The sequence below is a fragment of the Clostridium sp. AM58-1XD genome, assembly GCF_003464085.1.
Taxonomy (GTDB): Bacteria; Bacillota; Clostridia; order Lachnospirales; family Lachnospiraceae; genus Lachnoclostridium_A.
Genome location: NZ_QSDR01000004.1, coordinates 16,767 through 41,353 on the forward strand (window position 1 = coordinate 16,767; position 24,587 = coordinate 41,353).

At 46.8% G+C, this 24,587-nt stretch carries 27 protein-coding genes and 1 pseudogene; 2 read left to right on the forward strand and 26 right to left on the reverse strand.

All coding sequences use genetic code 11. From position 1 onward, the window contains the following. Position 1: 1 nt before the first annotated feature. The 6 genes from DXA13_RS03020 to DXA13_RS03045 all read right to left on the reverse strand — a co-directional run bounded on the left by DXA13_RS03020 (position 2) and on the right by DXA13_RS03045 (position 6,887). A complete protein-coding gene (locus tag DXA13_RS03020; RefSeq protein ID WP_118241875.1) occupies positions 2-1,174 on the reverse strand; it encodes an FprA family A-type flavoprotein in 1,173 nt (390 codons plus the stop codon). 77 nt (positions 1,175-1,251) lie between these two features. Further along, a complete protein-coding gene (gene rd / locus DXA13_RS03025; protein WP_118241876.1) occupies positions 1,252-1,413 on the reverse strand; it encodes a rubredoxin in 162 nt (53 codons plus the stop codon). Positions 1,414-1,461: 48 nt separating this feature from the next. Beyond that, positions 1,462-3,021, reverse strand: coding sequence for a metallophosphoesterase (locus DXA13_RS03030; protein WP_118241877.1), 1,560 nt, complete (start codon positions 3,019-3,021; stop codon positions 1,462-1,464). A gap of 120 nt (positions 3,022-3,141) precedes the next feature. Beyond that, positions 3,142-4,470, reverse strand: a complete 1,329-nt coding sequence (locus tag DXA13_RS03035) for an MATE family efflux transporter (RefSeq protein ID WP_118241878.1) — start codon at positions 4,468-4,470, stop codon at positions 3,142-3,144. A gap of 358 nt (positions 4,471-4,828) precedes the next feature. Continuing rightward, the gene (locus DXA13_RS03040) at positions 4,829-5,290 is read right to left on the reverse strand and encodes a RidA family protein (protein ID WP_118241988.1); all 462 of its coding nucleotides are present in this window, start codon (positions 5,288-5,290) and stop codon (positions 4,829-4,831) included. 307 nt (positions 5,291-5,597) lie between these two features. Further along, positions 5,598-6,887: a galactokinase family protein gene (locus DXA13_RS03045; RefSeq protein WP_118241989.1), complete on the reverse strand. Its 1,290-nt coding sequence runs from the start codon at positions 6,885-6,887 to the stop codon at positions 5,598-5,600. 448 nt (positions 6,888-7,335) lie between these two features. Between DXA13_RS03045 and DXA13_RS03050 the strand changes: the two genes are divergently transcribed. After that, complete coding sequence (locus DXA13_RS03050) at positions 7,336-8,334, forward strand: TIGR01212 family radical SAM protein (protein WP_243008939.1); 999 nt, start codon at positions 7,336-7,338, stop codon at positions 8,332-8,334. A gap of 31 nt (positions 8,335-8,365) precedes the next feature. Here the strand turns inward: DXA13_RS03050 and DXA13_RS03055 are convergent, their stop codons facing one another. From DXA13_RS03055 to DXA13_RS20870, 3 genes are all read right to left on the reverse strand, one after another. Then, positions 8,366-9,328 (reverse strand): glycoside hydrolase family 25 protein, encoded by a 963-nt coding sequence (locus DXA13_RS03055; RefSeq protein WP_243008940.1) that lies wholly within the window; start codon positions 9,326-9,328, stop codon positions 8,366-8,368. A 188-nt stretch (positions 9,329-9,516) separates the two neighbouring features. Beyond that, a complete protein-coding gene (locus DXA13_RS03060; protein ID WP_118241881.1) occupies positions 9,517-10,398 on the reverse strand; it encodes a hypothetical protein in 882 nt (293 codons plus the stop codon). Positions 10,399-10,400: 2 nt separating this feature from the next. Next, a complete protein-coding gene (locus DXA13_RS20870) occupies positions 10,401-10,553 on the reverse strand; it encodes a hypothetical protein (protein WP_181995510.1) in 153 nt (50 codons plus the stop codon). 360 nt (positions 10,554-10,913) lie between these two features. Between DXA13_RS20870 and DXA13_RS03065 the strand changes: the two genes are divergently transcribed. Then, a complete protein-coding gene (locus DXA13_RS03065; protein ID WP_118241882.1) occupies positions 10,914-11,558 on the forward strand; it encodes a chloramphenicol acetyltransferase in 645 nt (214 codons plus the stop codon). On the opposite strand, the gene DXA13_RS03070 is transcribed toward DXA13_RS03065, so the two are convergent. The 17 genes and pseudogenes from DXA13_RS03070 to DXA13_RS21440 form a co-directional block, all read right to left on the reverse strand. Next, positions 11,548-12,108 carry a phosphatase PAP2 family protein gene (locus tag DXA13_RS03070; protein ID WP_118241990.1) on the reverse strand — a complete coding sequence of 187 codons (561 nt, stop codon included), beginning with the start codon at positions 12,106-12,108 and terminating at the stop codon, positions 11,548-11,550. The genes DXA13_RS03065 and DXA13_RS03070 overlap by 11 nt on opposite strands. A 195-nt stretch (positions 12,109-12,303) precedes the next feature. Continuing rightward, positions 12,304-13,146: a DegV family protein gene (locus DXA13_RS03075; protein ID WP_118241883.1), complete on the reverse strand. Its 843-nt coding sequence runs from the start codon at positions 13,144-13,146 to the stop codon at positions 12,304-12,306. A 243-nt stretch (positions 13,147-13,389) separates the two neighbouring features. Beyond that, the gene (htpG, locus tag DXA13_RS03080; RefSeq protein ID WP_118241884.1) at positions 13,390-15,393 is read right to left on the reverse strand and encodes a molecular chaperone HtpG; all 2,004 of its coding nucleotides are present in this window, start codon (positions 15,391-15,393) and stop codon (positions 13,390-13,392) included. Positions 15,394-15,570: 177 nt separating this feature from the next. Next, on the reverse strand, positions 15,571-16,197 hold the full coding sequence (locus DXA13_RS03085) for a hypothetical protein (RefSeq protein ID WP_118241885.1): 627 nt from the start codon (positions 16,195-16,197) through the stop codon (positions 15,571-15,573). Further along, positions 16,194-17,039 carry a DUF1700 domain-containing protein gene (locus tag DXA13_RS03090; protein WP_118241886.1) on the reverse strand — a complete coding sequence of 282 codons (846 nt, stop codon included), beginning with the start codon at positions 17,037-17,039 and terminating at the stop codon, positions 16,194-16,196. The genes DXA13_RS03085 and DXA13_RS03090 overlap by 4 nt, the downstream gene beginning before the upstream one ends. Further along, positions 17,032-17,355 carry a PadR family transcriptional regulator gene (locus DXA13_RS03095; RefSeq protein ID WP_118241991.1) on the reverse strand — a complete coding sequence of 108 codons (324 nt, stop codon included), beginning with the start codon at positions 17,353-17,355 and terminating at the stop codon, positions 17,032-17,034. The genes DXA13_RS03090 and DXA13_RS03095 overlap by 8 nt, the downstream gene beginning before the upstream one ends. 318 nt (positions 17,356-17,673) lie before the next feature. Next, the gene (locus DXA13_RS03100) at positions 17,674-18,426 is read right to left on the reverse strand and encodes a glutamine amidotransferase (RefSeq protein ID WP_118241887.1); all 753 of its coding nucleotides are present in this window, start codon (positions 18,424-18,426) and stop codon (positions 17,674-17,676) included. An 18-nt stretch (positions 18,427-18,444) separates the two neighbouring features. Continuing rightward, complete coding sequence (locus tag DXA13_RS03105; RefSeq protein ID WP_118241888.1) at positions 18,445-19,569, reverse strand: M28 family peptidase; 1,125 nt, start codon at positions 19,567-19,569, stop codon at positions 18,445-18,447. 114 nt (positions 19,570-19,683) lie between these two features. After that, positions 19,684-19,827, reverse strand: a pseudogene (locus DXA13_RS03110) (Zn-dependent hydrolase); the annotation flags it as partial. After that, on the reverse strand, positions 19,815-19,937 hold the full coding sequence (locus tag DXA13_RS22295; RefSeq protein ID WP_278287020.1) for a hypothetical protein: 123 nt from the start codon (positions 19,935-19,937) through the stop codon (positions 19,815-19,817). The pseudogene DXA13_RS03110 and the gene DXA13_RS22295, both read right to left, overlap by 13 nt. A 14-nt stretch (positions 19,938-19,951) precedes the next feature. Further along, positions 19,952-21,205: a dicarboxylate/amino acid:cation symporter gene (locus DXA13_RS03115; RefSeq protein WP_118241889.1), complete on the reverse strand. Its 1,254-nt coding sequence runs from the start codon at positions 21,203-21,205 to the stop codon at positions 19,952-19,954. A 39-nt stretch (positions 21,206-21,244) separates the two neighbouring features. Then, positions 21,245-21,676 carry a DUF3830 family protein gene (locus DXA13_RS03120; protein ID WP_118241890.1) on the reverse strand — a complete coding sequence of 144 codons (432 nt, stop codon included), beginning with the start codon at positions 21,674-21,676 and terminating at the stop codon, positions 21,245-21,247. Positions 21,677-21,705: 29 nt separating this feature from the next. After that, positions 21,706-22,518 (reverse strand): BtpA/SgcQ family protein, encoded by an 813-nt coding sequence (locus DXA13_RS03125; protein WP_118241891.1) that lies wholly within the window; start codon positions 22,516-22,518, stop codon positions 21,706-21,708. Next, positions 22,511-23,488 (reverse strand): hypothetical protein, encoded by a 978-nt coding sequence (locus DXA13_RS03130; protein WP_118241892.1) that lies wholly within the window; start codon positions 23,486-23,488, stop codon positions 22,511-22,513. The genes DXA13_RS03125 and DXA13_RS03130 overlap by 8 nt, the downstream gene beginning before the upstream one ends. A 175-nt stretch (positions 23,489-23,663) precedes the next feature. Continuing rightward, positions 23,664-23,846, reverse strand: a complete 183-nt coding sequence (locus tag DXA13_RS03140) for a hypothetical protein (protein ID WP_118241894.1) — start codon at positions 23,844-23,846, stop codon at positions 23,664-23,666. Further along, positions 23,827-23,961 carry a hypothetical protein gene (locus DXA13_RS22300; RefSeq protein WP_278287021.1) on the reverse strand — a complete coding sequence of 45 codons (135 nt, stop codon included), beginning with the start codon at positions 23,959-23,961 and terminating at the stop codon, positions 23,827-23,829. The genes DXA13_RS03140 and DXA13_RS22300 overlap by 20 nt, the downstream gene beginning before the upstream one ends. 172 nt (positions 23,962-24,133) lie before the next feature. Beyond that, entirely contained in the window at positions 24,134-24,367 is a 234-nt protein-coding gene (locus DXA13_RS21440; protein ID WP_243008941.1) for a hypothetical protein, read from the reverse strand. Between the last annotated feature and the right edge of the window lie 220 nt (positions 24,368-24,587).

The following is a 24,587-nucleotide window of genomic DNA, read 5'->3' on the forward strand; positions in this document are numbered from 1 at the left end:
ATCAGTCCTTTACCGCTTCATATATTTTTTCTTCCAAAGCGCCCAGCTGCTCATCGGAAGGGATGTAAAGCTGCTTCACCGGATCACAGATCATGGTAAAGCCCATTCCCGTCATGCTCTCGGCCACCTGTCCGATGCTCTGGCCACCCCATCCGTATGAGCCGAATGCAAAGCCCTTTCTGTTCTTTGGAGCAAGCCCTTTCATATAGCACAGAAATGACGCTACCGTAGGCAGCATCTGGTTGTTCAAGGTAGATGAACCGACAGCTACGTATTCTGCCGTCAGAATATCCGTCATGATATCGGAAATATGGCATTCTTTCAGATCATACAGCTTTGCTGACACGCCTGCCCTGGAGAAGCCTTCCAGAATGGCAAATGCCATTTTTTCAGTGGAGTGCCACATGGAGTCAAAGACGATACACGCCTCCTTTTTCGGCGGCTGGCAACTGTATTCCTCATACATCTGAAGAATATCCGGAATATGCTGTGTCCAGATCACGCCGTGGCTTGGACAGATCATTTCCAGATCCAGTCCTTTCACGATCTCCAGAGCCTTCTTCGCCTGAGCTCCATAAGGCATCAGGATATTTGCATAGTATTTCTTCGCCTCCTGGTAAACAACGCTTAAATCTGTCTGAAGGTCAAAATGTTTGTTGGATGCAAAGTGCTGTCCAAAGGCATCGTTGGAAAACAGGATTTTTTCCTCAGGACAGTATGTCACCATGTTGTCCGGCCAGTGAAGCATAGGCGTTGCTACAAAGGTCAGCGTTCTGCTCCCCAGGCTCAGCGTATCTCCGGCCTTTACCGGCTGATAGGAATACTCCGTGCCGTAATGCGCCTGAAGTCCTTTCAGTCCGGCCGGCGATGAGGTAACGATTACAGCGTTGGAAGCTTCCTTCATGACTGCCGGCAGGGCGCCGGAATGATCCATCTCCACATGATTGGAAACGACGTAATCGATGTCTTTCATATCTACAATTTCAGAGACGCGGTCGATCAGTTCCTTTGCAAAAGGCCCTTTCACCGTGTCGATCAGCGCTATTTTCTCATCTACAATCAGATAAGCATTGTATGTCGCTCCATGGTCTGTGGAATACCCGTGGAAACTCCTTACATTCCAGTCTACGGCGCCTACGTAGTAAATACCAGGTCTTACTTCTACTTTGTTCATTGTCCCCATCTCCTTACAATCCTTTATCTCTATGTAAAAGAGAATGCGGCAGAGGCCAGCATTCTCTCATTACCACATTATTCAGTTTCTGAAAAAGCCTCTTTTCCCAGACCGCACAGCGGGCATACCCAGTCATCCGGAATATTTTCAAATGCTGTTCCCGGTGCAACGCCGTTGTCAGGGTCACCGATTTCCGGATCATATACATAACCACATGTATCACAAACATACTTTTTCATGATTTCATTCCTCCATTCTAATCTTACTCTATTATTGCTTATAAAACTTCAGTTTATACTGCTTTCAGCAGCCGTCTCTTTGGCCGGCCCGCTTTCCCAGCTGGTATTGTCTTCTTTCAGATCAGCCATCATCTTTTCAATCAGAACGAGCTGTTGGCTGTCCGACTGGGTTTTCTCCCAGAGTTCGTAGCCGTAGCTGTCCCTGACTTCCCTTTTATCCGCCTCTTTTCCGGCACAATATTCGAAATTAAGCTGGCCGTAGAGGTCAGCCATTCTCCTCTTCATATCGTCCGGAACCGAATAGATCTTTTTATATATCTGATCAGAAACAACTTGTTTCACCAGCTCTTCACTGTATGTATCGAAATTCAACAGGTTTTCGTCTTCAAGTCTGTTGCCACGCGCCCATCCGGACACATCAACCGTCTTTACCGAATAAGACATGCTCTCATCCTCTTTCCATTCGATTACCCCGTACTGGCACGGCGCTATGGAAAGAGACGCCGTTACCGCCTCTGTCACATGATCATCTACCACCGTTCCTGGCTCCGCCTGAAACTGTTTGATCCTCTGCAGATGGAGATGACCGCTGAGATAGAGAGGCACATTGTACTCATGAAGGATGGAAATTATCTCTTCCCCACCCTCAATCGCGCACTCCGTCGGATAGACCCGGCTCTCTCCCATCAGATTGTGATGGGCCACAGGAATCATCACTGCATTCGCTTCTTTCGCCGCTTCATACTGCTCTCTGATCCACGTATACGTTTCGTCCTTGATTCTGCCTCCCACCTTGTTGTAAGGTTCATACTCACAGGAATCCAGCATAAGAAGCCAGTGTGTATCGTCCAGTACATATCGGTAGCTCAGGGAATTCTCATCCCTGGAAGCAGCGCCGTCGTAACCAAAGCTGTGATAAATCTCGTAAAATTCTTCCGGCGTTATATTCTCCGCCTCTTCCCTCACATCTCCGATATAAGAAGATGCGTTCGGATTGTTAATATCGTGATTGCCCGGAATTACGAGAACGGGAACGCCCTCTTCCTGCACTGCCGCCAGTTTGGCCGCCAGCTCCTGGTGGTTAATCTTCTCTCCGTCAACCGTCAGATCGCCGCTCAGGATCAATGCACTGGGGCGGTATTCCAGCACCTCTTTAAAAAACGCATCCAGCAGTTCCGAAGAATACCGCTCCACCTTTCCGTCGTCCCTGGCCGTAAACACTTCAAAAGCCTTTCCATAATCGGTCAGCTTCGGCGACATATAATGGAGATCGGTGGCCAGAATCAGCCTTGGAGGGCCTTTCGGCTCTTCCTCTTCGATCACTTCCGGTTCGGCCTGGGGCTTAGACCGGTGACGGGCCGTATACCATTTTCTCCTGCCTCCCGTATTCTGTTCTTCTTTGCTTTCCGGCTCAGCGGGCTGAAGGGCACGTTCTGTTTCATCGTCCACCGGGTCTGTCGGAGAAGGGGTCTCCTCTATGATCACTCTTCCTGTCTCTTCTGGAAAAGAATCGGTATCCGCTACTTTACTTATCAGGAAAACAATTCCCATGCAACCTGCAATCATAAGCAGGTATGCAAAAATTGTGATTAACCTGTTCTGTCTCATCTAAAATGTCCTTTCTTTCAGAAGCAGGTTCCATCATACCACAAAATATATGGTTTTCCTATAAATAAATTATTAATTTTTCAAAATAGAGGCCTGAAATATGGAAAATACACAAGGTTTTTACTGCCGCAGTTTTCTGAGGCCGCCGCGCCTCACCCAGGATATACGGATAAGATACAGGACCAGCAGGATTCCCCAGGAATAAGCCTCTGCGAACGCAATTACCATGTTGCCGTAAAACGGTTCCAGGCAGTAGGACAGGATGATGCGCGAGACCAGAGACAGGATCCCTGACATGCTGGAATAAAGCACATCTCCAATCCCCTCCAGATAGCCGCGCATTGCTGTAGCAATGCCATAGACCAAATAAAAGCTTGCGATCCGCCGGAAAAAACCGCCTCCAATCCGTACAGCCTCCGGCCCCGCGCCGAATATGGCGATAAGACGTCCTCCAGCCATAATCACCACCATTGTCAACAGCAGAGAGACCGCGGTCATAATAGCAATGCCGGCTGCAAGTACCTCCCGGGTACGTGTCTTCTTCCCTGCTCCGTAATTTTGGGCAACAATGGTCGAAATCCCGGATCCCAGGTTGATAATGGGAAGCAGCACGATAGAGTCCACACGGTACGCCGTAGTTATTGCAGCCACCGTCTGAGTACCGAAACCGTTCATGAAGTTCTGAAGTATCAGGCTGCCGGCCGCGCCTACGCTGGACTGAATCATGGGAGGACATCCAAGGCGCATGCCCGGAATCAGGAACTTCTTATCCAATGCATGTTTATCCGGGCAAAAACGGAGCAGGGAATATTTTCTGAAGCTGTATACAATCAAAAATACGGTCATTACCGACTGGGAAATCACAGTCGCCGCCGCTGCGCCTGCAACGCCCAGGCGCAGAACCATAACAAATAGGATATCCAGCGCCACATTTACTGCCGAAGAAAGTAAGATAGACAGAAAAGGGGCGTGGCTGTCTCCGATTCCTCTGAGAGCGGCCGCATAAACATTATAAACAGCCAGGAACGGCATGCCTATTAAAACGATCTGCAAATAATTTTCCGCCATGGATATGGTATCGCCGGTCGTATGCAGCAGGCGCAGTATTTGAGGGGCCAGTCCGATTCCTGTGGCTGCAAGCAATCCAAATGCCGCTCCTAAAAGTATGGTAAATGCCGTGATTATTTTAGGTATAACCGCCGTATCTCCGCTTCCGAATTTCTGTGCAAACAGGATGGAAAGCCCAAGGGTGAAACCGGTTATGGCCATGAGATATAGATTGATGACCGTACTGGTTGATCCAATTGCCGCCAGCGCCAGTTCGCCATCCACGTTTCCTACGATAAACGCATCCGCCCAGTTATACAGCTGCTGTAGAATACCGCTGAAAATAAGCGGTAAACTGAATTTCATTAACGTGTATGCGCTGCTTTTCTCCTTGTTCTGCATCAACGCTCCTACCTCCGTAAATCTGTTTTTATTTCATCAGATATATGTTCCTGTTTATTAAAAACAGTCCCGCTCTTGGTTTCTCCGCCTGCGGCGGCCCTTTAACGCGGGGCATGTAATCGCTTCAGCGAAATGATTCCTTACCGCCGCAGTGCGTTCGCTTCCGCGGCATAATTCCCTACGCGCGAGTGCGCCTACCCGATAAAGCGGGGCACGCTGTCCATAGCGGAGCGTTTTTTATTCAATAGGAGCAATATCCTATTGAATAAAAAAACCGTATGCAAGATTAGCCTTGCATACGGTAGGTGCTCACCCGGTTGATTTTGTATTACGAGACCATAGTCTCATAATATTTCAGTTAATCCTCTACTTCCACCACTGCCAGAATCTCTGTAGCGCTGCCGCCCGGAAGCTCGTTTGTACCGATGGCAAGCCTTGCTGCCAGACCTGCTTCTCCATATAAATCACGGAACAATGCGGAAGCGCCGTTGATAACTGCCGGCTGCTCGCCAAATCCTTTTGCACATCGTACATAGCTGATGATCTGCACGAACTGTTTTACCTTGTCCAAATCCCCCAGTTCTGCTTTCAGAACCGACAGGATATTCAATGCACAGATTTGGGCAGATCTCTGTCCGTCCTCGATCGTTAAGTCTTCGCCTACAACGCCCACTACCTGGCGTACTCCATGTATATCCGGCGTCTGGCCTGCGATATAAATCAGATTACCGACTCTCCTTGACGGCACGTACAAACCGTTGGGCCTTGGTAGGTCCGGAAGCGTAAGTCCCATTTCCTGTAATTTCTGTTCTACCTTCATATGATCCTCCCTTGAACATGTATTCTTGCCGCCGGTCCGTATCATGCATATCCGCGCTCTGCTGATCGCCTATAGAACGGCCGGCTTCTCCCAATATATCAGATACTCCTCTCCAATTTATGATGGATAATGGGTTTCTGAGTACAGGTATACTTTATTCTAATCGTTCTGCGGCCGTCTGTCAAATACATGGTGAACCGGTCCGGACATTCTATGACGGATTGGCACTGATTCTTCTATAGACGGATTGACACCGATCTTCTATTGAGGACCGATTCAGATGTTCCATGGGTGTCTATCCGGCTTTTTATAACAAATCGTTGATACAAATAGAGCCGTAAGGGCGTATGCTCATCCTGTAAGCATTTCCCTTTCCGGTAGCCTTTTCAATATAGTCCACATATTCATCCACCAGATCATTGGGAAGCATCGCCATAATCACTCCTGCAAATCCGCCTCCATGTACGCGGCACGCTCCTTTTCCCTTCTCCGTGATGAAAAGCTCCGTTAACGCAAGCGTAATCGTAATGCCCTGCTCCTGATAATTGCTGTTCGTATAACAGTTCTGAAGCCATTTCCAGGAAGAGTTGCCGGACGCAGTAATGTTTTGAAGGAAATCGCCGAATCTGTTTTCCCTGAGGGCTTTAACTTCTTCCTCCACTCTCTTATTTTCTTCAAAGAAATGAAGCGCTCTGAGTACGGAACGATCGCCTGCATACGCCCTGATTTCCTGTAGATGGTCAATCACTTCCTGCTCTGTAATCTGAGAGCAGACTTCCCTCCCGAAAAATTCTGCAACTTTCTTCATTTCATTGGGAACAGAGGAATAGTCGGCGCTCAAATCAGCATGGCCCTTTCCCGTCTGGACAATAATAAGACTGTGATTCTGGGAACTGAAATCGAATTCTATCTTCTCTACCTTCGGAACGGACGGTTCCATAAAGTCTATGGTAATCAGTCCTCCAACGGCGCAGGCCATCTGGTCCAGAAGGCCCGACCCTTTATCCCAGTAGTAATTCTCTGCAAACTTTCCAATATGGGCATAGGCAACGGTGCTCATCCTCCCATCGTTGAACAGCGTATTCAGCATGGAACATAGCAGCATTTCGAATGAGGCTGATGAGCTGACACCAGCCGAACTGATCACGTTGCTGGTAATATATGCGTCAAATCCGCCGATCTCATATCCTGACTTTTGAAATCCTTTTAAAAGACCTTTTACGAGGTCAACCGTACCTGCTTTCTTAGGGCTTGGCTCCAGCTCGTTCAAATCAATCGTAAATTTCTGGTCAAATGTAACACTGACAATATGTACTTTATTCGACATGTTCTTTGCAGCAGCTCCTACACAGTCCAGGTTAATGCTTCCTGCCAAAACCTTGCCGTGATTATGATCCGTATGGTTCCCGCTGATCTCTGTACGCCCTGGAGAGCTGAACAGGAGGAGATCCCTGTCTCCAAACTCCTTTTCAAAACCCTTTACTACTTCTTTATAGCGTTCTCTCTGAACTGCTGTTTCCGAACTGCCGTAAAGTTCTGCAAAAAGGCCGTCGGCTTTTCCGCTGTCCAGTAACTCCAATGTCTGTTTTGCTTCCATATCGCTTCTCCTTTTCCCCTTAATGATGATTCCGTTCATTTGTTCCCAATGTGTAAGGCGCAATTCCTCTTCGCTTCATCTCGGTCACGGGCTTTCGCCCTATAAGATCAGACATGAAAGCATTTCCTTACGTGCAAGCACGACGCTTTTACTTCCTGCCTTGGGAGTTCGCCATGCTGCGCCCTCGATTGCGCTCCGCTACATCTCGGTCACGGGCTTTCGCCCTATAAGATCAGACATGAAGCATTTCCTTACGTGCAAGCACGACGGTAATACTTTCATATCTGATCTTGCATGGCTCATTGCTTACGTGCACATTATACCACTGGGGGGAAGGGGGCAACAATATAATATTTTTCGAAGTTATTATGAAAAATCTTGATACTCGACTTTTCGTATGGCAGATGGTAAAATATTGGGAGAATTTTATGCATCGGAGGCGGACCGCGTGAGAGACTGGAATGGAAAACCGTATTATTCACTGGATTATTATCTTAAGGAAACGTTTGGGCAGAAGGTATACAAGCTGGCTCTGGACGGAGGGCAGACGTGTCCTAACAGGGACGGCGCCTGCGGCAGAGGCGGCTGTATTTTCTGCAGTGAAGGCGGCTCCGGAGATTTTGCTGTCCCGCTGTTTTCTGATCCTTCATTTGTCCGAATGTCGCCTCTGTCGCCATGCCCCCAGGAGCTTCTGGATCACATCCCGCCGGCCGTATATGCTCAGATTGAAGAGGCCAAAAAGAATGTGTCCCGTAAAATCGCCGGAAGAGACAGGAAATATATCGCTTATTTTCAGTCCTTCACAAATACGTACGCACCTGTTCCCTACTTAAAGCAGCTGTTTTCTTCTGCTGCCAGTCATCCTGATATCGCGGCTCTCTCCATCGGAACACGGCCCGACTGCCTGCCTGATGAAATCATCCGCCTGCTGTCGGATGTAAACGTCCAAAAACCTGTCTGGACAGAGCTTGGACTCCAGACAATTCATGAAGATACCGCTCGTTTTATCCGCCGGGGTTATCCATTAAACTGTTTCCTGAATACCTTTCACCGTTTAAAGGCTGCCGGACTCCCCGTAATCGTCCACGTCATTCTGGGACTTCCGGGAGAGACACGGGAAATGATGCTCCGGACGGTCCGTTTTCTTGGAGAACTCGGTATAGACGGAATCAAACTCCAGCTGCTCCATGTGCTTACTGGCACGGAGCTGGCCGCCCTGTACGGCAAAGCGCCTTTTCCAACCATGGAACTGCCGGAATATCTGGATCTTGTCATCGACTGTATCGGAAACCTGCCTCCGTCCGTCGTAATCCACCGAATCAGCGGGGACGGCCCCAAAAAGCTGCTGGTCGCCCCTCTTTGGAGCGCAAATAAGCGCCTGGTCTTAAATTCCATGACCAGACGCTTTAAAGAGCGGGGAATTTCCCAGGGGGACCTTCTTTCTTAATTAATATTGAAATTACCCGTTTTACCGAATATTACTGGACGGCGCCATCGCTGCCGAATGTATAGGAACTGCCTTCGATCACAAGGACCTTTCCAGCCGTCATGATTCCGTCATTCGCCGGATCCATGTAATACATTCTGCCGTCCAGCTGCTGCCATCCGGTGTACTTCTGGTAATCTTTATAATAGTACCAATTGCCGTCAATACATTTCCATCCTTCTGAGGGAATGACCTGGCTGTAATCCTTAAATGCCATTTCGATGCAGACATTTCCGTTGATTCCGTCGACACGGCCTTCTTCTGTACACTGCCAAATCGTACGGTTTGGGTATTCATGTGTGGTTCCATAGCGGGCATACCAGATATCATATGGGATCTGAGATGTATCCATACGGTTTACCAGCCAGTCATTATAGCTGAACACAATCGGGTGGAACCCGGAATCCTGAACGATCTTACAGAATGTATTAATAATGTCCGTCAGTTCCTGTTTCGATACGTCGCCGATGTTCTTGGATTCCACATCCATGGCGATGGGATAGGAAATTTTGTACTCCTTGGCCATACGTACGGCATACCTGGCTTCCTCAGCCGCTTTTTCCACCGTATCCGCTATGGAGTAGAGATATACTCCCGTCTTCAGTCCGCTGGCCGCGGCCCCTCTCATGTACTGGTCATAGTATGGATCCGGCGAGTCCACATAACCGATTCTGGCTATGGCGAAGGATATGTCATCCGCTGCGACCCTGTTCCAGTCGATGTCTCCCTGATATTTTGCAACGCTTACTCCTCTGGCCAGTACTCCCGGAACAGGATCTCCATACATATTTACATACTGTCCGTTTATTTTCTTAAATGCATTTGCAGATACCGGGCGTTCTTCTGTCTGAGATGACTGTCCGGATGTATCTGTCTGCTGGCCTGTTGAAGTTTCATTTCCTGTAAGGTTCGCTCCAGGACCGCCCTCGTCAGCCATAACGGTTATGGGAAACACCGCAGCACACACACCTGCAAGCAGCGCCGCGCTAAAACTGTATTTCTGAGGCCGATACGGACTCCCTTCTTTTTCTTTCCATCGAGTCGAAAACCTGATTTATCCATATTTTATGTACGCTCCTTATTTTCATCACATGATTTACCGTTCAGCCTGTTCCCCAGTTCTTCTCTGACTGTAACTGCCATTCAGTTCAGACTGTTAATATTTTCCCTAGTCAGATCGATGAATGGGATATAAATCTCCTCCGCTCCGCCGACATAGGAATTCCGCCACTGATTATATTCTTTGGAGTCGACCGGCGTATTGACTTCATATTCTCCGCCTGTCATAACATAGTAAATGATCCCGTCCCCATCTCTGTCAATTGCATTTGGAAACGGATTTCCATCATAATCTGACTCCCAGTATGACCGGTCCCATGCATCTACCATCCCGACCGACGTGTAAGTATCTGTATTCTGGTTATACCGGTACAGCGTATATGGCCAAAAATCTCCAGCCAGGCCCTGGTTGTGAGACCATCCTGCCTCGATTACTCCGTTATTATAGAATGTAAGCGCCGGAAACTCCAGCAGTTCTTCCCTGATAGTATTTGACGCTTCATCATAGCCGTATATGCCGGCTGCCATTCCAGCCATGTATGTAGTGGTATACTGTATAATCAGTTCGTCCCTTCCATCGGAATCGACGTCATATACTGCAAACTTATTTTCCGATATATCTCCATATCCATCAAAACCGCAGTCACTGCCATCCGGCAATTTATGGTTTGAATAAAGCTGATTCAGTGCATAAATAAATGCAGCCCTTTCTGATCTCCTGTCATAACCGGCACTTTTCATTGTTCGTTCCACGCCGTTAGTCTCCTTCGAGACTACCGCTTCAGAAGCTGCTTTGTCTGTTTCGTCAGCCTCATCTGCCTGTTCTTTCCCTGCTGTTTCCGCTGTCTCCACCTGTGTGTCGGTTTTGCTCACTGGTTCTGCCGGATTCGCGCCGCCGCTTCCACAGGCAGTCAATCCGCTCATAAAAGCTGCTGAAATAATGATTCCATACCCTCTTTTTCTCATAGTTACCCCTCCAATATCTTCTTTATTTTATTACAATCATTCCCTGATCCATAAATAGGCACGGGAATTTCAAATCCAAATTCATGCAGAACCATATCATCCGCGATCACTTCATTATAGATCCCGTCCCATATCCGGACATTATTCCTGATCATAGGTTCTATAATCTCTTTAAATACCACTCTCAGCTACGGCAGATCATCCATACCGGCCAGTCGTAATTCCATGGCAGTACCTCTCTTTGCAGCAAATCGTTTTGCGCGTAACTATTTTTATTTCGCTCGTTCTCTCGCTCCTTAAAAGCTACGGGAATCGCCTTGACCTTCCGGTCAAGCCGCAGCAAATAGTTCCGCGCTTTCCCTGCGCGTAACTATTTTTCATTATATGGCAGGCAATGGTTCTATTCAAGTGAATAATGGAAATCTTAATGATTTGTAAGAATCTGGAAAACGGGTGAATTTTTCGAAATTTCGTGATAAACTGAAGAAAGAACATAATGAAAAGGAGCTTTTGCCATGGGATTCCACATGATTGATATGGACACCTGGGAACGCCGGGAACACTATCATTACTACCGGAATATTATTAAAACACGCTATAACCTGAATGCGGAGATCGATATTACAAATTTACTGAAACAGGTTAAAGAAAAGGAACTTCGCTTCTACCCTGTATTCGTTTATATCCTGATCCGCGCAGTCAATGATACGAAAGAGTTGCGCATGAGCCTCGATTCAGACGGCCATCTGGGATACTGGGATCTCTGCCATCCTTCCTATACCATATTTCATGATGACGACAAAACCTTTTCCGACATATGGACAGAATACAGTGAAGATTTTTCTGTTTTCTACAAACGGGCGGTGTCTGATATGGAAATGTACAAAAACGTAAAGGGTATCAAAGCCAAGCCTGATACCCCTCCTAATTTCTGTCCGATCTCCTGTGTTCCATGGCTTACTTTCACCGGATACGGCAGCGATACGTATGCAGAATCCAATATGTTTTATCCCGTAATCCTCTTTGGAAAATATCATGAATCCGACGGTCGCTTCCTGCTTCCGCTGGGCATATCCGTAAACCACGCCGTTGCGGACGGATACCATACGTGCAGTTTTTTTCAGAAAGTTCAGAGCGAAGCTTCTCTCATCACCCTGTAGCTCCTGATCGATACTGTCTGTACCTCTCAATCAGCCGGACGCTGATCCAGGCCTCTGCCGCACCAGACACAGCGCCGGCAGCCACATCCGTCGGATAATGGACGCCAAGGTACAGCCTGGAAAATGCAATCAGCACAGCCAGTATCAGGAGGCCTGCCTTCAGAACCAGAAATATCCGCTCATCCTTAGGCGCCGTCATCCAGAAAGCGGCGGCGGCAGCCACAGCACACGCCGTATGGCCGGAAGGAAAGGAATAATCGGAAGGCGGGGCGATCAGAATGTGAAGCCCTTCAATCACCTCATAGGGACGCGTGCGGGCAATTATTATTTTCAAAAACATATTATTGACGAGAAGGGAAAGGAACATGGCGAGAAACATGGCTATTCCTGCTTTTCTCGTCCTTTTTATGCATAAAAACAGAAAGGCAGAAACAATCCAGATCATCCCATGATCACCCAACGACGTGATCCACTGAAACACCGGCGTAAACGCCGGCCCCCTCAAGTATTCCTGAATCCATAGAAGGATTCCACCGTCCAATCCAGCCATAAAGTTTCCTCCGGCGAAAATAAAGAAGGAGAGTGCCGCAAAAGTAGAATCAGACATATCTTCGATATCAGATTTCGTTCCAGCCAGCGGCCAGATCACTCCATCCGGTATCGTAGGTAATGATTTTTTCTTTTTTGCAGCACTCTCAGTTTACATGTTACGTTACAGCCTGCTCCTGCTCTCCGTCTATGCATTCTATATCGCTACTACAATTCCGCCGTCACTTGCATACACCGTAGCTACTCCCGCCGTCTCTGTTATCAGAATTTCCCTGAATTCCATATGCTTCATCAGTTCTTCCCTGACCAGCTCTGCCCTAGCACGGTTGTTGCAGTGAGCGATTACAAGACGCTTTTCTTTGGAATTCTCAGTTTCTTTCCTGATAATTTCACACATTCTTACAAGCGCTTTATTAATGCCCCGGGCCTGATCCAGCTTAATGATAACGCCGTGATCCGCACCCATGACAGGTTTAATATTAAGGGCCGTTGCAAAAAAGGCCTGAAGACCAGTCAGCCGGCCGTTCTTACGCAGTGTGTCAAGAGATTCCAGCACGAAATACGTATGCATCCCTTCCCTGTAGCGAAGTGTCCTTTTTACAATCTCTTCAAACGGCAGGTCTTCTTCACAGAGCTCCTGTATATAAAGCGCCATGTTCATCTGTCCCGAAGAAGCGGAATCGGAGCTGAATACTGCGATATTCTTCCTGTCCTCGCCATATTCTTCTTCATACAGACGCTTTCCCAGCATGGCGCTGTTATAGCTTCCGCTCAGATGCTCAGACAGAGTAATCACAAATATATGATCCGCCTCACACTCAAATGCTTCCTTATATACCTCCGGGGACGGGCATGCCGTCTTTGGGCATTCCGGACTGGACTTTACCAGTTCTAAAAACTTCTTCTGATCAAAGGTCTCGTCATCTACAACCTGTATACTGCCTACCTGAAGGGTAAGAGGAATCGTCTGAAAATGAGGGTCTTTCTTTAATTCTTCTGTTAAATCCGTACAGCTGTCACCGATAATTTTGTAGGTCATAACTTGCCTCCCGCGCCAAATAACATCTTATGTAGTATTGATTACTACTTATTATAACATTATCTTTTCATATTTTCAATATGAATATACAGCAGGAAGTAATTTACATGATTATGGATTCAAACGGTTTATTATCAAAAAAATGCCCTCGGTACCAGATATTGTTACATGGCGGCGGCCCTGAAACGCAAACTGGTAACGAGGGCATGTGCTTTATTTTACAGTGCCTTCGTTTTTCTTATTTTATTTTGCCATCATCATCATAATTTCATTCGTGCGGGCGATAAATTTCGTCATCCGCTCCGGAGTCAGACTGCCGTGGCTCAGTTCAGCCAGGTCATACAGCTGCTCGCAGATTTTTGATGTATTTTCCTCATCCGTATGAGCAAGAACATGCTGTACAAGCGGGTGGTTCAGGTTCAGGACGAGCGTCTCGCCTGTACCGCCGAACATGGACGGGTCCATACCGTACATGCCGTACATCTTCATCATGTCCTGCATCCTTCTGGATTCTTCGGATACGGTGATCATGGAAGCCATATCTGCGTCTTTTAATTTTTCTGCCTTAACCTCCAGTTTATCCATAGAAAGAGCTTTTCGGAAGACTTCCGTCAGCTTATCCATATCTGCTTTCAAAGCTTCTTTATCCTCTTCCTTCACTTCTTCTTTAAATGTATCATGAAGGTCTGCATCGATGCGCAGGAATTTCAGGCCTTCATTCTTCTGCTCCAGATGGCTGATGAACGGACTGTCAATGTTATGTTTCAAAATGACTGCATCCATTCCTTCTTTTTTGAACATATTGATGTACTGGCTCTGTTCTTTTTCATCCGTCACATAGAAAATCTGATTTTCGTGTTTTTCCTTGTTCTCTTCCAGACAGTCCTTTAATGTCATATATTTGTTGTCCAGATTCTTAAACAGGATATAGTCGTTCATTTTCTCTGCAAACTTTTCATCCTTAATGCAGCCGAACTTGATAAACGGGCTGATATCATCCCAGTATTTTTCGTATGTTTCCCTGTCTGTCTTACACATGCCGGACAGTTTGTCAGCGACCTTCTTACTGATATAATCAGATATTTTCTTAACAAATCCGTCGTTCTGCAGCGCACTTCTGGACACGTTAAGAGGAAGGTCCGGACAATCGATCACACCCTTTAACAAGAGCAGATATTCCGGAATGACTTCCTTAATGTTGTCCGCAATAAATACCTGGTTGTTGTACAGTTTGATCGTACCTTCAATCGTATCGTATTCCGTATTGATTTTCGGAAAATAGAGGATACCCTTTAAGTTAAATGGGTAATCCATATTCAGATGGATCCAGAACAGCGGTTCCTTAAAATCCATGAATACCTTGCGGTAAAATTCCTTATACTCTTCTTCCTTGCATTCATTCGGGTGCTTATTCCAGAGGGGACTGACATCATTTAACGGAACGGGCCGCTTTAATATTTTATATTTTTCCCTTGCAGGGGAAACTTCTACGACTTCTTTTTCGCCGTTTTCATTTTCCTTCTCCTCTGTCTTAGCTTCTTCCAGAATCGTCTCAACGACCGTATCCTTCTCTGTCAGCTCATCCTTTTCAATTGTCTCATACTCCGGATCAGCCGTTTCGTTAACCAGGAAAATCGGCACCGGCATGAATGAACAGTATTTGTCAATGACTTCACGGGCGCGGTATTCATTTGAAAATTCCACGCTGTCCTCATTTAAGTAAAGGGTAATCGTCGTTCCAGGCTGTTCCCTGTCGCCGTCTCCCATCTCAAATTCAGTTCCGCCCTCTGATTCCCAGTGAACTGGCTTAGCACCTTCTTTGTAAGAAAGGGTATCGATGGTAACCTTGTCCGAAACCATGAATGCGGAGTAGAATCCCAGTCCGAAGTGTCCGATGATCTGGTCTTCATTCGCTTTATCCTTGTACTTCTCCAGGAAATCCTGAGCGCCTGAAAATGCGATCTGGTTGATATACTCTTCCACTTCTTCTTCCGTCATACCAATTCCGTTATCCACGATGCTGATCGTCTTGTCCTTGGAATTGACGCGGATTTCGATCTTGTACTCCATATCCTCCGGCTGCTCATACTCCCCGATCAGAGCCAGTTTTTTTAACTTCGTAATCGCGTCACATCCATTACTGATTAACTCACGGTAAAAAATGTCGTGGTCTGAATACAGCCACTTTTTGATAATCGGGAAAATATTTTCGCTGTTAATTGACAAACTGCCTGTTTTTGCTGCCATAACCAGTCACTCCTTATTTTGTAAATTTATATTTTGCAACCGTTCCATATGCCATGAACAGTCACTGCATTTTTATTACACATAAGATATTGTAATACTCTGTTTTTAAAATGTCAACAGAAAATTAGCACTCATTTAAAATGAGTGCTAACATTATCTTTCGTTTTTCTTTTCCCATTACCGGTATTTCAAATATTCCTTTGCTTGTGGGGACATATATACGGTCATTTTCCCGAAATATTCCACGTCATAATCATATATTTTCCGTTCCTTCACCGACCGGAGCACTTCGTCCTTCACCCCCCACATCAGCTCCATCTCATTTTTGGAATTTTCCCAGATGTGAAAGACTTCTTCTGTATTTTTCATCTTCTCTCTTATCCTGTCTTCTTCGGTCAGGCCGTCTCCGCTCACATCGCTCTCGGCCATGTCTCCTCCCGCCGCGTCCTCTCCAACTGTCTCTTCCACAGCAGTCTCTTCTTCGTCAAAAATCTCGATTTCTTCCGTATATTTCTCAATTCTCGGCTCTACGAATTCCGGGTTGTATTCAATTTCAAAAATCAGTTTGTCTGCCGGAAGGTTTTCATCTTCTACCACATCGATATTCCTGTATCTGTCCAGGCGAAAGGCCATGTCCGGCGTACGCTCTTCTTCAAAACGCCTGACCTCCATCTGGCCATTTCCAAATGTGCTCTTGCCTCCATATGTGAAGGAAGAAAACTCTGCAAATGCAATCCCGCTTCCTATACCGATAAACAGCAGGCCTGCAGCAAAGACAGCCGCCATAATTCCGTATTTTTTCATGCCTCACATACCTCGCTTTCTTCTTTGGTTTCCGTAATCTCCTGAATGTTTACTTCTTCTCTGCTTCCTTTGATTTTCAGGAACAGGATTTCCTTAACTAGCCACAGGACGACAGCCCCGCTCATCAGACAGCCGATAGTTATGATAACCAGGCCGATCACAGGATATCCCATAAATAAAAGCACAATCAGTATACCCAATCCTACAACAGCCGCCAGCTCTGCAATAAGAACAGGCCATACGAAGAAAATCACCAGACATTTCAGGAAAAGGAGCGCGCACCAGAGAGCTGCATGCCAGATCCATCCGCACGTCCTGCCTGCCGCAGACATCCAGTTTCCGCTCTCCCTCCTTTTTCTTCTGCAGGACTCTGCCCGGTCCGTTCCTGTTTCTGTCATCATATCCCAATCTTTATCCATTGTATCTTCCTTCTTTCTCTTTTCCGGAAAATGAAGAATGGAACGGCACCATGTCAAAAATGCCCCGCACCAGGACCTGATTTTTCTTCCTGCCGAAGAAATCCCTTTCCATACGGCCTCCCAGACTCGTCTGAACGCTCTTCCCACTTTCGATGCTCCCTTTGTGACCGTCTCCTCTACCTTTTTTCCATGAAGTATATTTTTCTTTTTCCCATATTCCGGATTAACATTGTATGCGTCAAGAATTTCCTCTACAAGCTCATCTATATCTCCGAAATCCTTAATCGCCTCTTCCTCCGTGAGTCCGCCTTTCATCCGCATCTCAATATGCTGTTCGTACTCACTTAAAATATCCGCCCGCTCTTTCTGATTTAATATTTCCAGCCTTTTTTCCAGGCACTGCAAAAATTCAGCCTTACTCATTCTTATCACACTCCTCCATAAACGAATCCATCTGTTTCCTGAATTCTTTCCATTCCCTCTTAAGCGTATCCTTATAAAGCACCCCGGCAGCCGTCAGATGATAATACTTTCTGGGCGGCCCTTCCGTAGATTCCCGAAGATATGTTTCGAAATAATGTTCATTCGTCAACCGCTTCAGCAGAGGATAGATCGTGCCTTCATTGACATCCACTACTTTCGATACTTCGCTAACCAGCTCATATCCATACATGTCCCGTTTCGTTACGGAAAGCAGTACGATCAATTCCAGCACCCCTTTTTTAAACTGTGCATTCATATCCATCACCTTTTTCTACCATCTATGTACCTGCTCAGAACAGTGCCGTTCCTTAACACCGACGCTGACTCCAACAGGTATCTATCTATTATAGTATAACAGGTACTATGCAATGTCAAGTACTGATAAATATTTAATACTTACTTTTTTCTTACAGCGCTGTTTAAATGTGGATATTTCTCTCTATTGAAAACTAATAAGTCCTGCCAGCAAAAAGAGCCTGGAAGACTTGTTATCATCTTCCAGGCCCACACCCGATTGCCTTCGGCCCATTCTCTCAATCCTGTCCCAATCCCTCATATTCCTTTACATTATTGTTTACATCCTGCCGCACGCCCAGGAAAGTATATTTTTCCACAACCGCTTATTGCATGGGGAATCACAAAATTCGCCAGGCATCCAGTGAGGCGCACAGTCGCTGGCCCATGCGAAAGTCCTGCCTTCCCCATAAGTCCCAATTGTAAGAATCGGATCATTTTTATAAGACACAACAATCTCAGCTCCCTCTTTTGCATTAAGCCGGTTATATCCCAGCAGGGGACTCCACTGTTTCGGAAGTCCGGAAAGGAGCGGATGACTGGCTGGGTCGATCTGGATTACGACGCCTGCCGGGCATTCCGAACGGTCGTCCCCATCCATCATGGTAACAGGAAGGATTTCCTCGATCACCGTGCCGCGCCATCTTCCTTTTCCTTCAATTCCCATAAATGTCATATAGCCGCCGATCATACCGAAGGCGCCTCCTGCTGCCGTATATTCTGCAATGGCTTTCATGAGGTCCGGCGTCGTCTGGCTCCTGAAAAAGGTATCAGGATGGAGCAGAAATGTATTCGCTCCCACATCACTGATCAGAACCACGTCATATTCTGAAAGGGCTTTCGCCGTTTTCGGAAAATCCTGGCATACAAGATGAGCCGGTATGTGAGTAATGTCAGCATAGTCCTTCATGTAATCCCTGACCCGGCCGATTTCCGTCTCATATCCTCCTATAGTGAACTGGTCGAATCCCTTCGTTTCAGTTGTCGTAAAAAACCAGGATTCCCCCGCAAACAATACTTTTATTTTTTCCATATGATAAATCCTCACCTTTCATTGCCATTCATTTTTATGTATAATTCCCAGATTTTCCAGCAGGTCCTCCGTGATTCTTACCATGACCTTCATATTGTCCAATTTGTCTTTCTCATAAATGTCCTTTGGAGAATGGAGAATTCCCTGGTCATTGAAGGTCAGCATGCATGATGGAATTCCCATGGAATAATATGCTTCCTGATCGCTTCCTGGGGGCGGCGGGCAGATATAGACGGGAGTAAAATATTCTTTGCTCTTATCAAGTGACGCCCTGATCTTTCTTTCCAATGGTTCCGGTCCGCTCCACACCTCCATAATCCGCTCTCTTCCCACGCCGTCAATACATAAAACCATGGAGATTTTCTCATCCCTGCATTTTTCGGCTCTGTACCTGGCTCCTGTCAGGTCATATTCTTCTCCATCCGTTAAAAGAAGTTCAATCGTACAGTTCCGGCTGTATTTCTTCAGCCTGCGGCCCAACTCCAGCACGACGGCGACGCCGGAAGCGTTATCATAAGCTCCTGCTGTATTATAAACCGTGTCATAATGAGCGCAAATCACGATCTTCTCTTCCTTCTGATTTTTCTGGTTACTTTCCAGAAGTCCGACTACATTGCGACACTGCGCAGGCTTCCACTCCACTTTCGCAAAGCCACGCACGCTCATTTTTCTGCTCTCAGCTTCTTTCATCCGCTCTCCATCCTCCTGTCCCACAAGAAAATGAGGATGCTCTGTTCTTCCTGTAAAAAGCATCTGGGGAATGGCCTCGCCATTCCCCCTGACCGTTACATATGCTTCAGTCTCACCATCCCTGCCTGCAACCGCGTATCTGTCCCAGGAATACATATTCCACAATCTGTTCTTTCCCAGATACCTGAGCGTCCCTTCAAATTCTTCAGACGGTCCGCTGCCGAGGAAGAGGTAAGATTTCGTACCTTCAAATCCTTCTATTTCCAGCGTCCATCCCCCTGTACTCCATGCCTGTATGTCCCAGCACTCGGTAAAAGCCCGGTCAGCCGTTTTTTCCATCTCTTCCTCGAGAAAGAAGCCGCATTTTTTCAGAGCGGAGGAACCCATGGGTCTTGGTCCGAAAGAGATGATTTTTTTCCATATATCATGCATTTGATCAAATTCTGATTTCATATCCCGCACCTTTTATAAAATTATGAAAGAAGAGGGACTGCAGTTTCAGTTTTGCAATCCCCCTCTTAAATTAACACTGCGTTCTTATTACTATAGTTTTTATGTATCGCTGCCTTATGATTCCTGCATATCCTGGGCCAGCCTGTAAAGCGCTCCGTAAAGCACTGCAGTTCCCGCCGCGCAGTCTTCCGGAGAGCTGTATTCCGCCCCGTTATGACTCAAACCGTCCTTTGAACGGATAAAAATCATACCAGATGGGCCTTATTCTCTTCTTCCGACAGTGCCAGGCAGTAGATACCGTCTTCCTGCTTTCCGATCTCCCCTAATTCCTGCAATCGGTTAAAAAGCCTTTCTTTATTAATCGGCATGTCTTATCCTCCCATTAAGCGATGTAGTCCACGGTTTTCGTTCCATTATAAACATCTTTGTCAAATTCGCCCTCTGCATTTGCTACCAGCATCGCAACGATCACATCTGCGTCCACGTTCAGAAGCGTACGGAACATTCCGGAGAACCAGTCGATTCCAAGCAGAAGAGCGATTGCGTCTACAGGCAGTCCAAGGCTTGTTGCAAGGAACGTCATACTGACGACAGCACCGCCCGGAACGGTAATTGTGCCCATACAGAGCATACAGGACAGCACGATTCCCATGATGATCTGGGATGGTTTCAGCGCCACGTTGCATGCCTGGCTCATAAACATAATGTAGCATACGTTGCACATGGCTGCTCCGTTGCTGTTCATGGACATTGCAAGGGGACCTACGAAATCGGATACGCGGCGGCTGATGCCAAATTTTGTTACGCTGTCTTCCATCTTTGTTGGCAGGGTAATTGCTGAAGACGTGGTCGTCAAAGCGATCATGGACATTTTCATGAACTTCTTAGGCATCATCAGCGGATTAACGCCGCAGCGGATTCCTGCCAGCGGAATGTAAAGGGCCAGCATAATCAGATCGCCGATCGCCAGGCAGGCCAGGAACTTGATCATTGGAATAATAACCTTGAATCCGATCGCTCCCGCTACGTTGGCAAGCAGGCAGAACACGCCGATCGGAGCCAGTTTCATAACCATTTGAATAATGTTCAGTACAACGCCGTTAACGCCCTTCAGCCATCTCAGTACTATGTCGTCTCCCGATGAAGCCGTATACATACTGCAGGCCGCTCCAAAGAACAGGGCAAAAATAATACATGGAATCATGCTTCCTGCCGCCATGGAAGAAATGATATTGGTAGAGAAAAATCCAAGCAGAGTATCCTGAATGCTGCCTGCCTCTGCCACTTCCGTAATCTCCGTCGGATTGGCAATCACAATTCCAAGCCCCGGCTGAATGATAACGCAGAGCATGTATCCCAGAGCAGCTGCGAACACGGTAAAGATAATAAACCACTTAAAAGTATTAAATCCCATTCTTCCAAGACCCTTGCCCTGCTGGTTGCCTACAGAACCGGCAACAGCCGTCATAACCAGAATGACAACCGACATCTGGATCATGCGGATAAAGATATCGCCGATAAACTTCAGATTGCCCGCCCATGGACCTACGATTCCGCCGAATACCACACCCCCAATAGTGGCAATCAGAATCTGTGTTGTCATGGATATCTTTTTCTTTTCTGTACTTCCTGCCATAATAGTCCCTCCTTCTCCCAATTGAATTTATTTCCTTTTTTACTCTTCCATCAGTTCAATGTGAAGCGTCTGTTCCCCCTGTATCTGTACGACTCGGCTAAACTCTTCCAGATCATCCAGCCCTTCTGTAACCGTCAGTACCAGATTGCCGTAAAGATGGCCCATCTGGCATGCAATACTGCACGGTCCGCAGGACATAAAGAATTCTCCGTCCCATTGCAAGTGAGGCACGCCGCCCGGATATACGATCACTTCTCCCTTGGATGGGATTCTCATGATGTGTTCGTCCGGCAAGCCGTAGGCCCAGTCCTCCAGCGGCATAAAGCAGGCTTTTCCGCTCCAGATGACCTGTATCATCTTTGCATCCCATGGCAGCCGTTCCAAAAGCCACTTACATGTCTCAGGACTCTTTTCCTCTTCCAGTCTGGCGATAAATGTGAACTTACCTGATGTCATTTTTACCATTTTCATAGCATCATTCCCTTTCCCTTTCCTTTTCCTTATGTATGTTGGTTTACAAGTTTCATCTCTTTCGCTTTCTGCACCTGCTCCATAAAAATCCGCGCTTTATCCGGATTAATCGGATTTTTCATATCGCCGTCCTTTACCCATGTAGCTACGCTGACGCCGTCGTAGTATTGGAGCAGCTCACAAATATTGTCGCCCGTAGCGCCTCCCCCCAGAAAAATCGGTACGCTTCCTGTCCGAGTCCTGGCTCTCTTCACCATCGCGATACTTTCCTCCGACGTTTTTCCAGCCATAAAAAGGCCGTCGGCAAATGCTTCATGGACGCTTTCCCACGCTGCGTCCTCAATTTTTTTTGCACCCAGCGGAACGCCGTGGACCTCATATACATCTGCATATACAGGAATTCTGGATTTTATTTTCTTCCTCAATGCTGCAATTTCACAACACTGTGCCTGCAATAATCCTGCGCTTGTAACCTCCGCGCCTGTAAACAGGTGCTCCACCCTTACGAAATCAGCGCCTACGGCGTCGGCCACAGACAGAGCCGCCACGCCGTCCCAGTTAACAAGGATGCCCAGTATAGCTTCTGGAAACTCTCTTTTTAAGCGTTCTCCGATCACCGTCATATAAGCGACCGCTTCAACAGGAGCCGTCTGCTTCACAGGCATATCATTCATGTTCTGCAGTATAAAACCGTCAAAACCATTTTTAACCACCATATCTGCTTCCCTGAGTACCAGGTCTGCAATTTCGCCGATCTTCATCGACTCATGACGGTAGCTTCCAGGAAGAGGCTCCGGCTGTATCATGGACAACACCATCGGAAGTTTTATTTTTTCAGACATACCCGCGGCCTCCTTCCAGTTTTCTGTGATATTCCAGCGCCTGCTCATACAGGCTGTCCGTCGGAATAATTCCCATTTCCGTTATGAAACCCGTAATATAGGACCGGTCGATCGGAAGGAGTTCGGGACATCTGAAATCAATACTTTTCATTTCTTCCTCTGTCAGGCCTACCGATCGAAATCTCTGTTTCAGATCATTGGTCACCGTCTTTCTGCGATATCCATAGATTCCACGGATATCCAGCTTCACCATCGGCGTCAGTATGTAAAAGGGGATTTTAAGCTCTTTGCAGATCAGACCTACGATTTCTGAACCAGTGGTATTAAAGGCTGTGCCGTCCGGAAACAGGGTTTCCGCCCCGCAGAACGCCGCCTCACAATCCCTCAAAAAATACATCATGGCCGAATCCGGGATAAAATGCACTTTCATTCCTTTTCTAACTGCCGTCCTTGCAAATTCCGCACCTCCGTTAATGCTGCGGCTCTCAGGTATATACACTTCGACTTCCGGATTGTCCAGCTTCTGCAGAAAAGCATTCACTGTACTGGAATAATCAAATACAAGAATCTTCCTCATTTCCTTTGCCAGCTGTGCGCCGCAATCCACAACGATGCGGATATCACATTCTGCTTTTTCCCTGTATGCAAAAACAGCCTGCCTGACGGTACATACCGCTTCCGTCCCTGCCTTCTTTTCGATGTCCTTCATGCCCACCAGCATTTCATTCACTGCATTCGTAACTGCACAGCTGGCCTCTCCTCTTGTCCGCTTAAAATAATCGGCAACCTGTGTAATCTCTTCGATCAAGCGACCTGGTTCCATATTCTCCGTTTCCGCTTTTTTCGCCAGATCCAGGAACATATCACCGATCATATGGATATGCCTGGAGGCTCCCAGCACCCGCTGACTTACAATATCATCAAATTGCTTCTGTCCATTGACCGACAGTAACTGTCTAATTTCTTCCATGTTTCCTCACCATATTTTCTGAGGCTTTTTACTGAGAAATGCCTCTATTTTCTTTAAATCCGGCTGACCCGTTCTGGCCCCTTCTTTCTGTATAACGAAGGCGGCCGCGGCTGCGCCGTATTCTGCGGCCTGTTCCGCTTCCATTCCTTTGGCGATACAGACCAGAAACGTGCCGTTAAAACTGTCCCCCGCTCCTGTTGTATCCCTGATGTCTTCTGTCAGAAAGGCCCGGCATCTTTCCGATTTCTTCCGCCCGTATTTTTTCTCCCTTTCCCGGCATCCGTTTTACTCTCAGAAATAAATCCACATCGGACTCTCCGATTCCAATAATGTCAGGCTTAAACTCTGTCCTCTCCATCCGCTCCTCCTGCCATTTCCATGATTACAGCGATTTCTTCTCCGCCTTCAAATGGAATCCACGGGCTGTCGTCCTGATCGATCAGGTCTTTTTCCACTCCACCATAAAGTAGCATTTCGCCTGGCCACTGACTGCAAAGGCTGGGGAATGCCATGTCCCCCGGCTCATAATGACGACCTGTCCGGCCTTGATCAGAAATGCCTTTACCGTTTCAGGGTCCGGTCTTGCCTCTTCTGCTCCCAGATACAGGGCAGCCCGGTAAGCATCACGAGATCCTCCGTCCCCGCCTATAGAACCTCTTCCCGGCTTACATGGCGTTCCATTGCGCTGATCTTCTCCGGCAGTTCTTCCGAATATACGATTCCGATCCCTACCGGCGACTGGAGAGTGATGAAGTCTACTGGTGAACAGCACTTCCAATGTTCGCCTGACTTTGTAATTTTGTTCTTATAAGGTTCAACAACTCTTCCATAAGGCGCAAATTTTTCAGGTGTCAACGCTGTAAGATAAACGTGTTTCATTCCATCCCCTTTTTCTATTTTGCCCAATATTGTTCGTTTATTCGATCATTATATGTTTATATTAGTCACAAATTGCTCATTTGTCAAGACATCTATTGTTCGTTTATAATATTTATTCGTGATGTTTTTGTTATTTTTTAGTCAAATCATCTTAACTTTACATTTTTTATAATCTCTGGTATGATAATGTTTAATTAAATTGTTCGTTTCAAACAGAAAG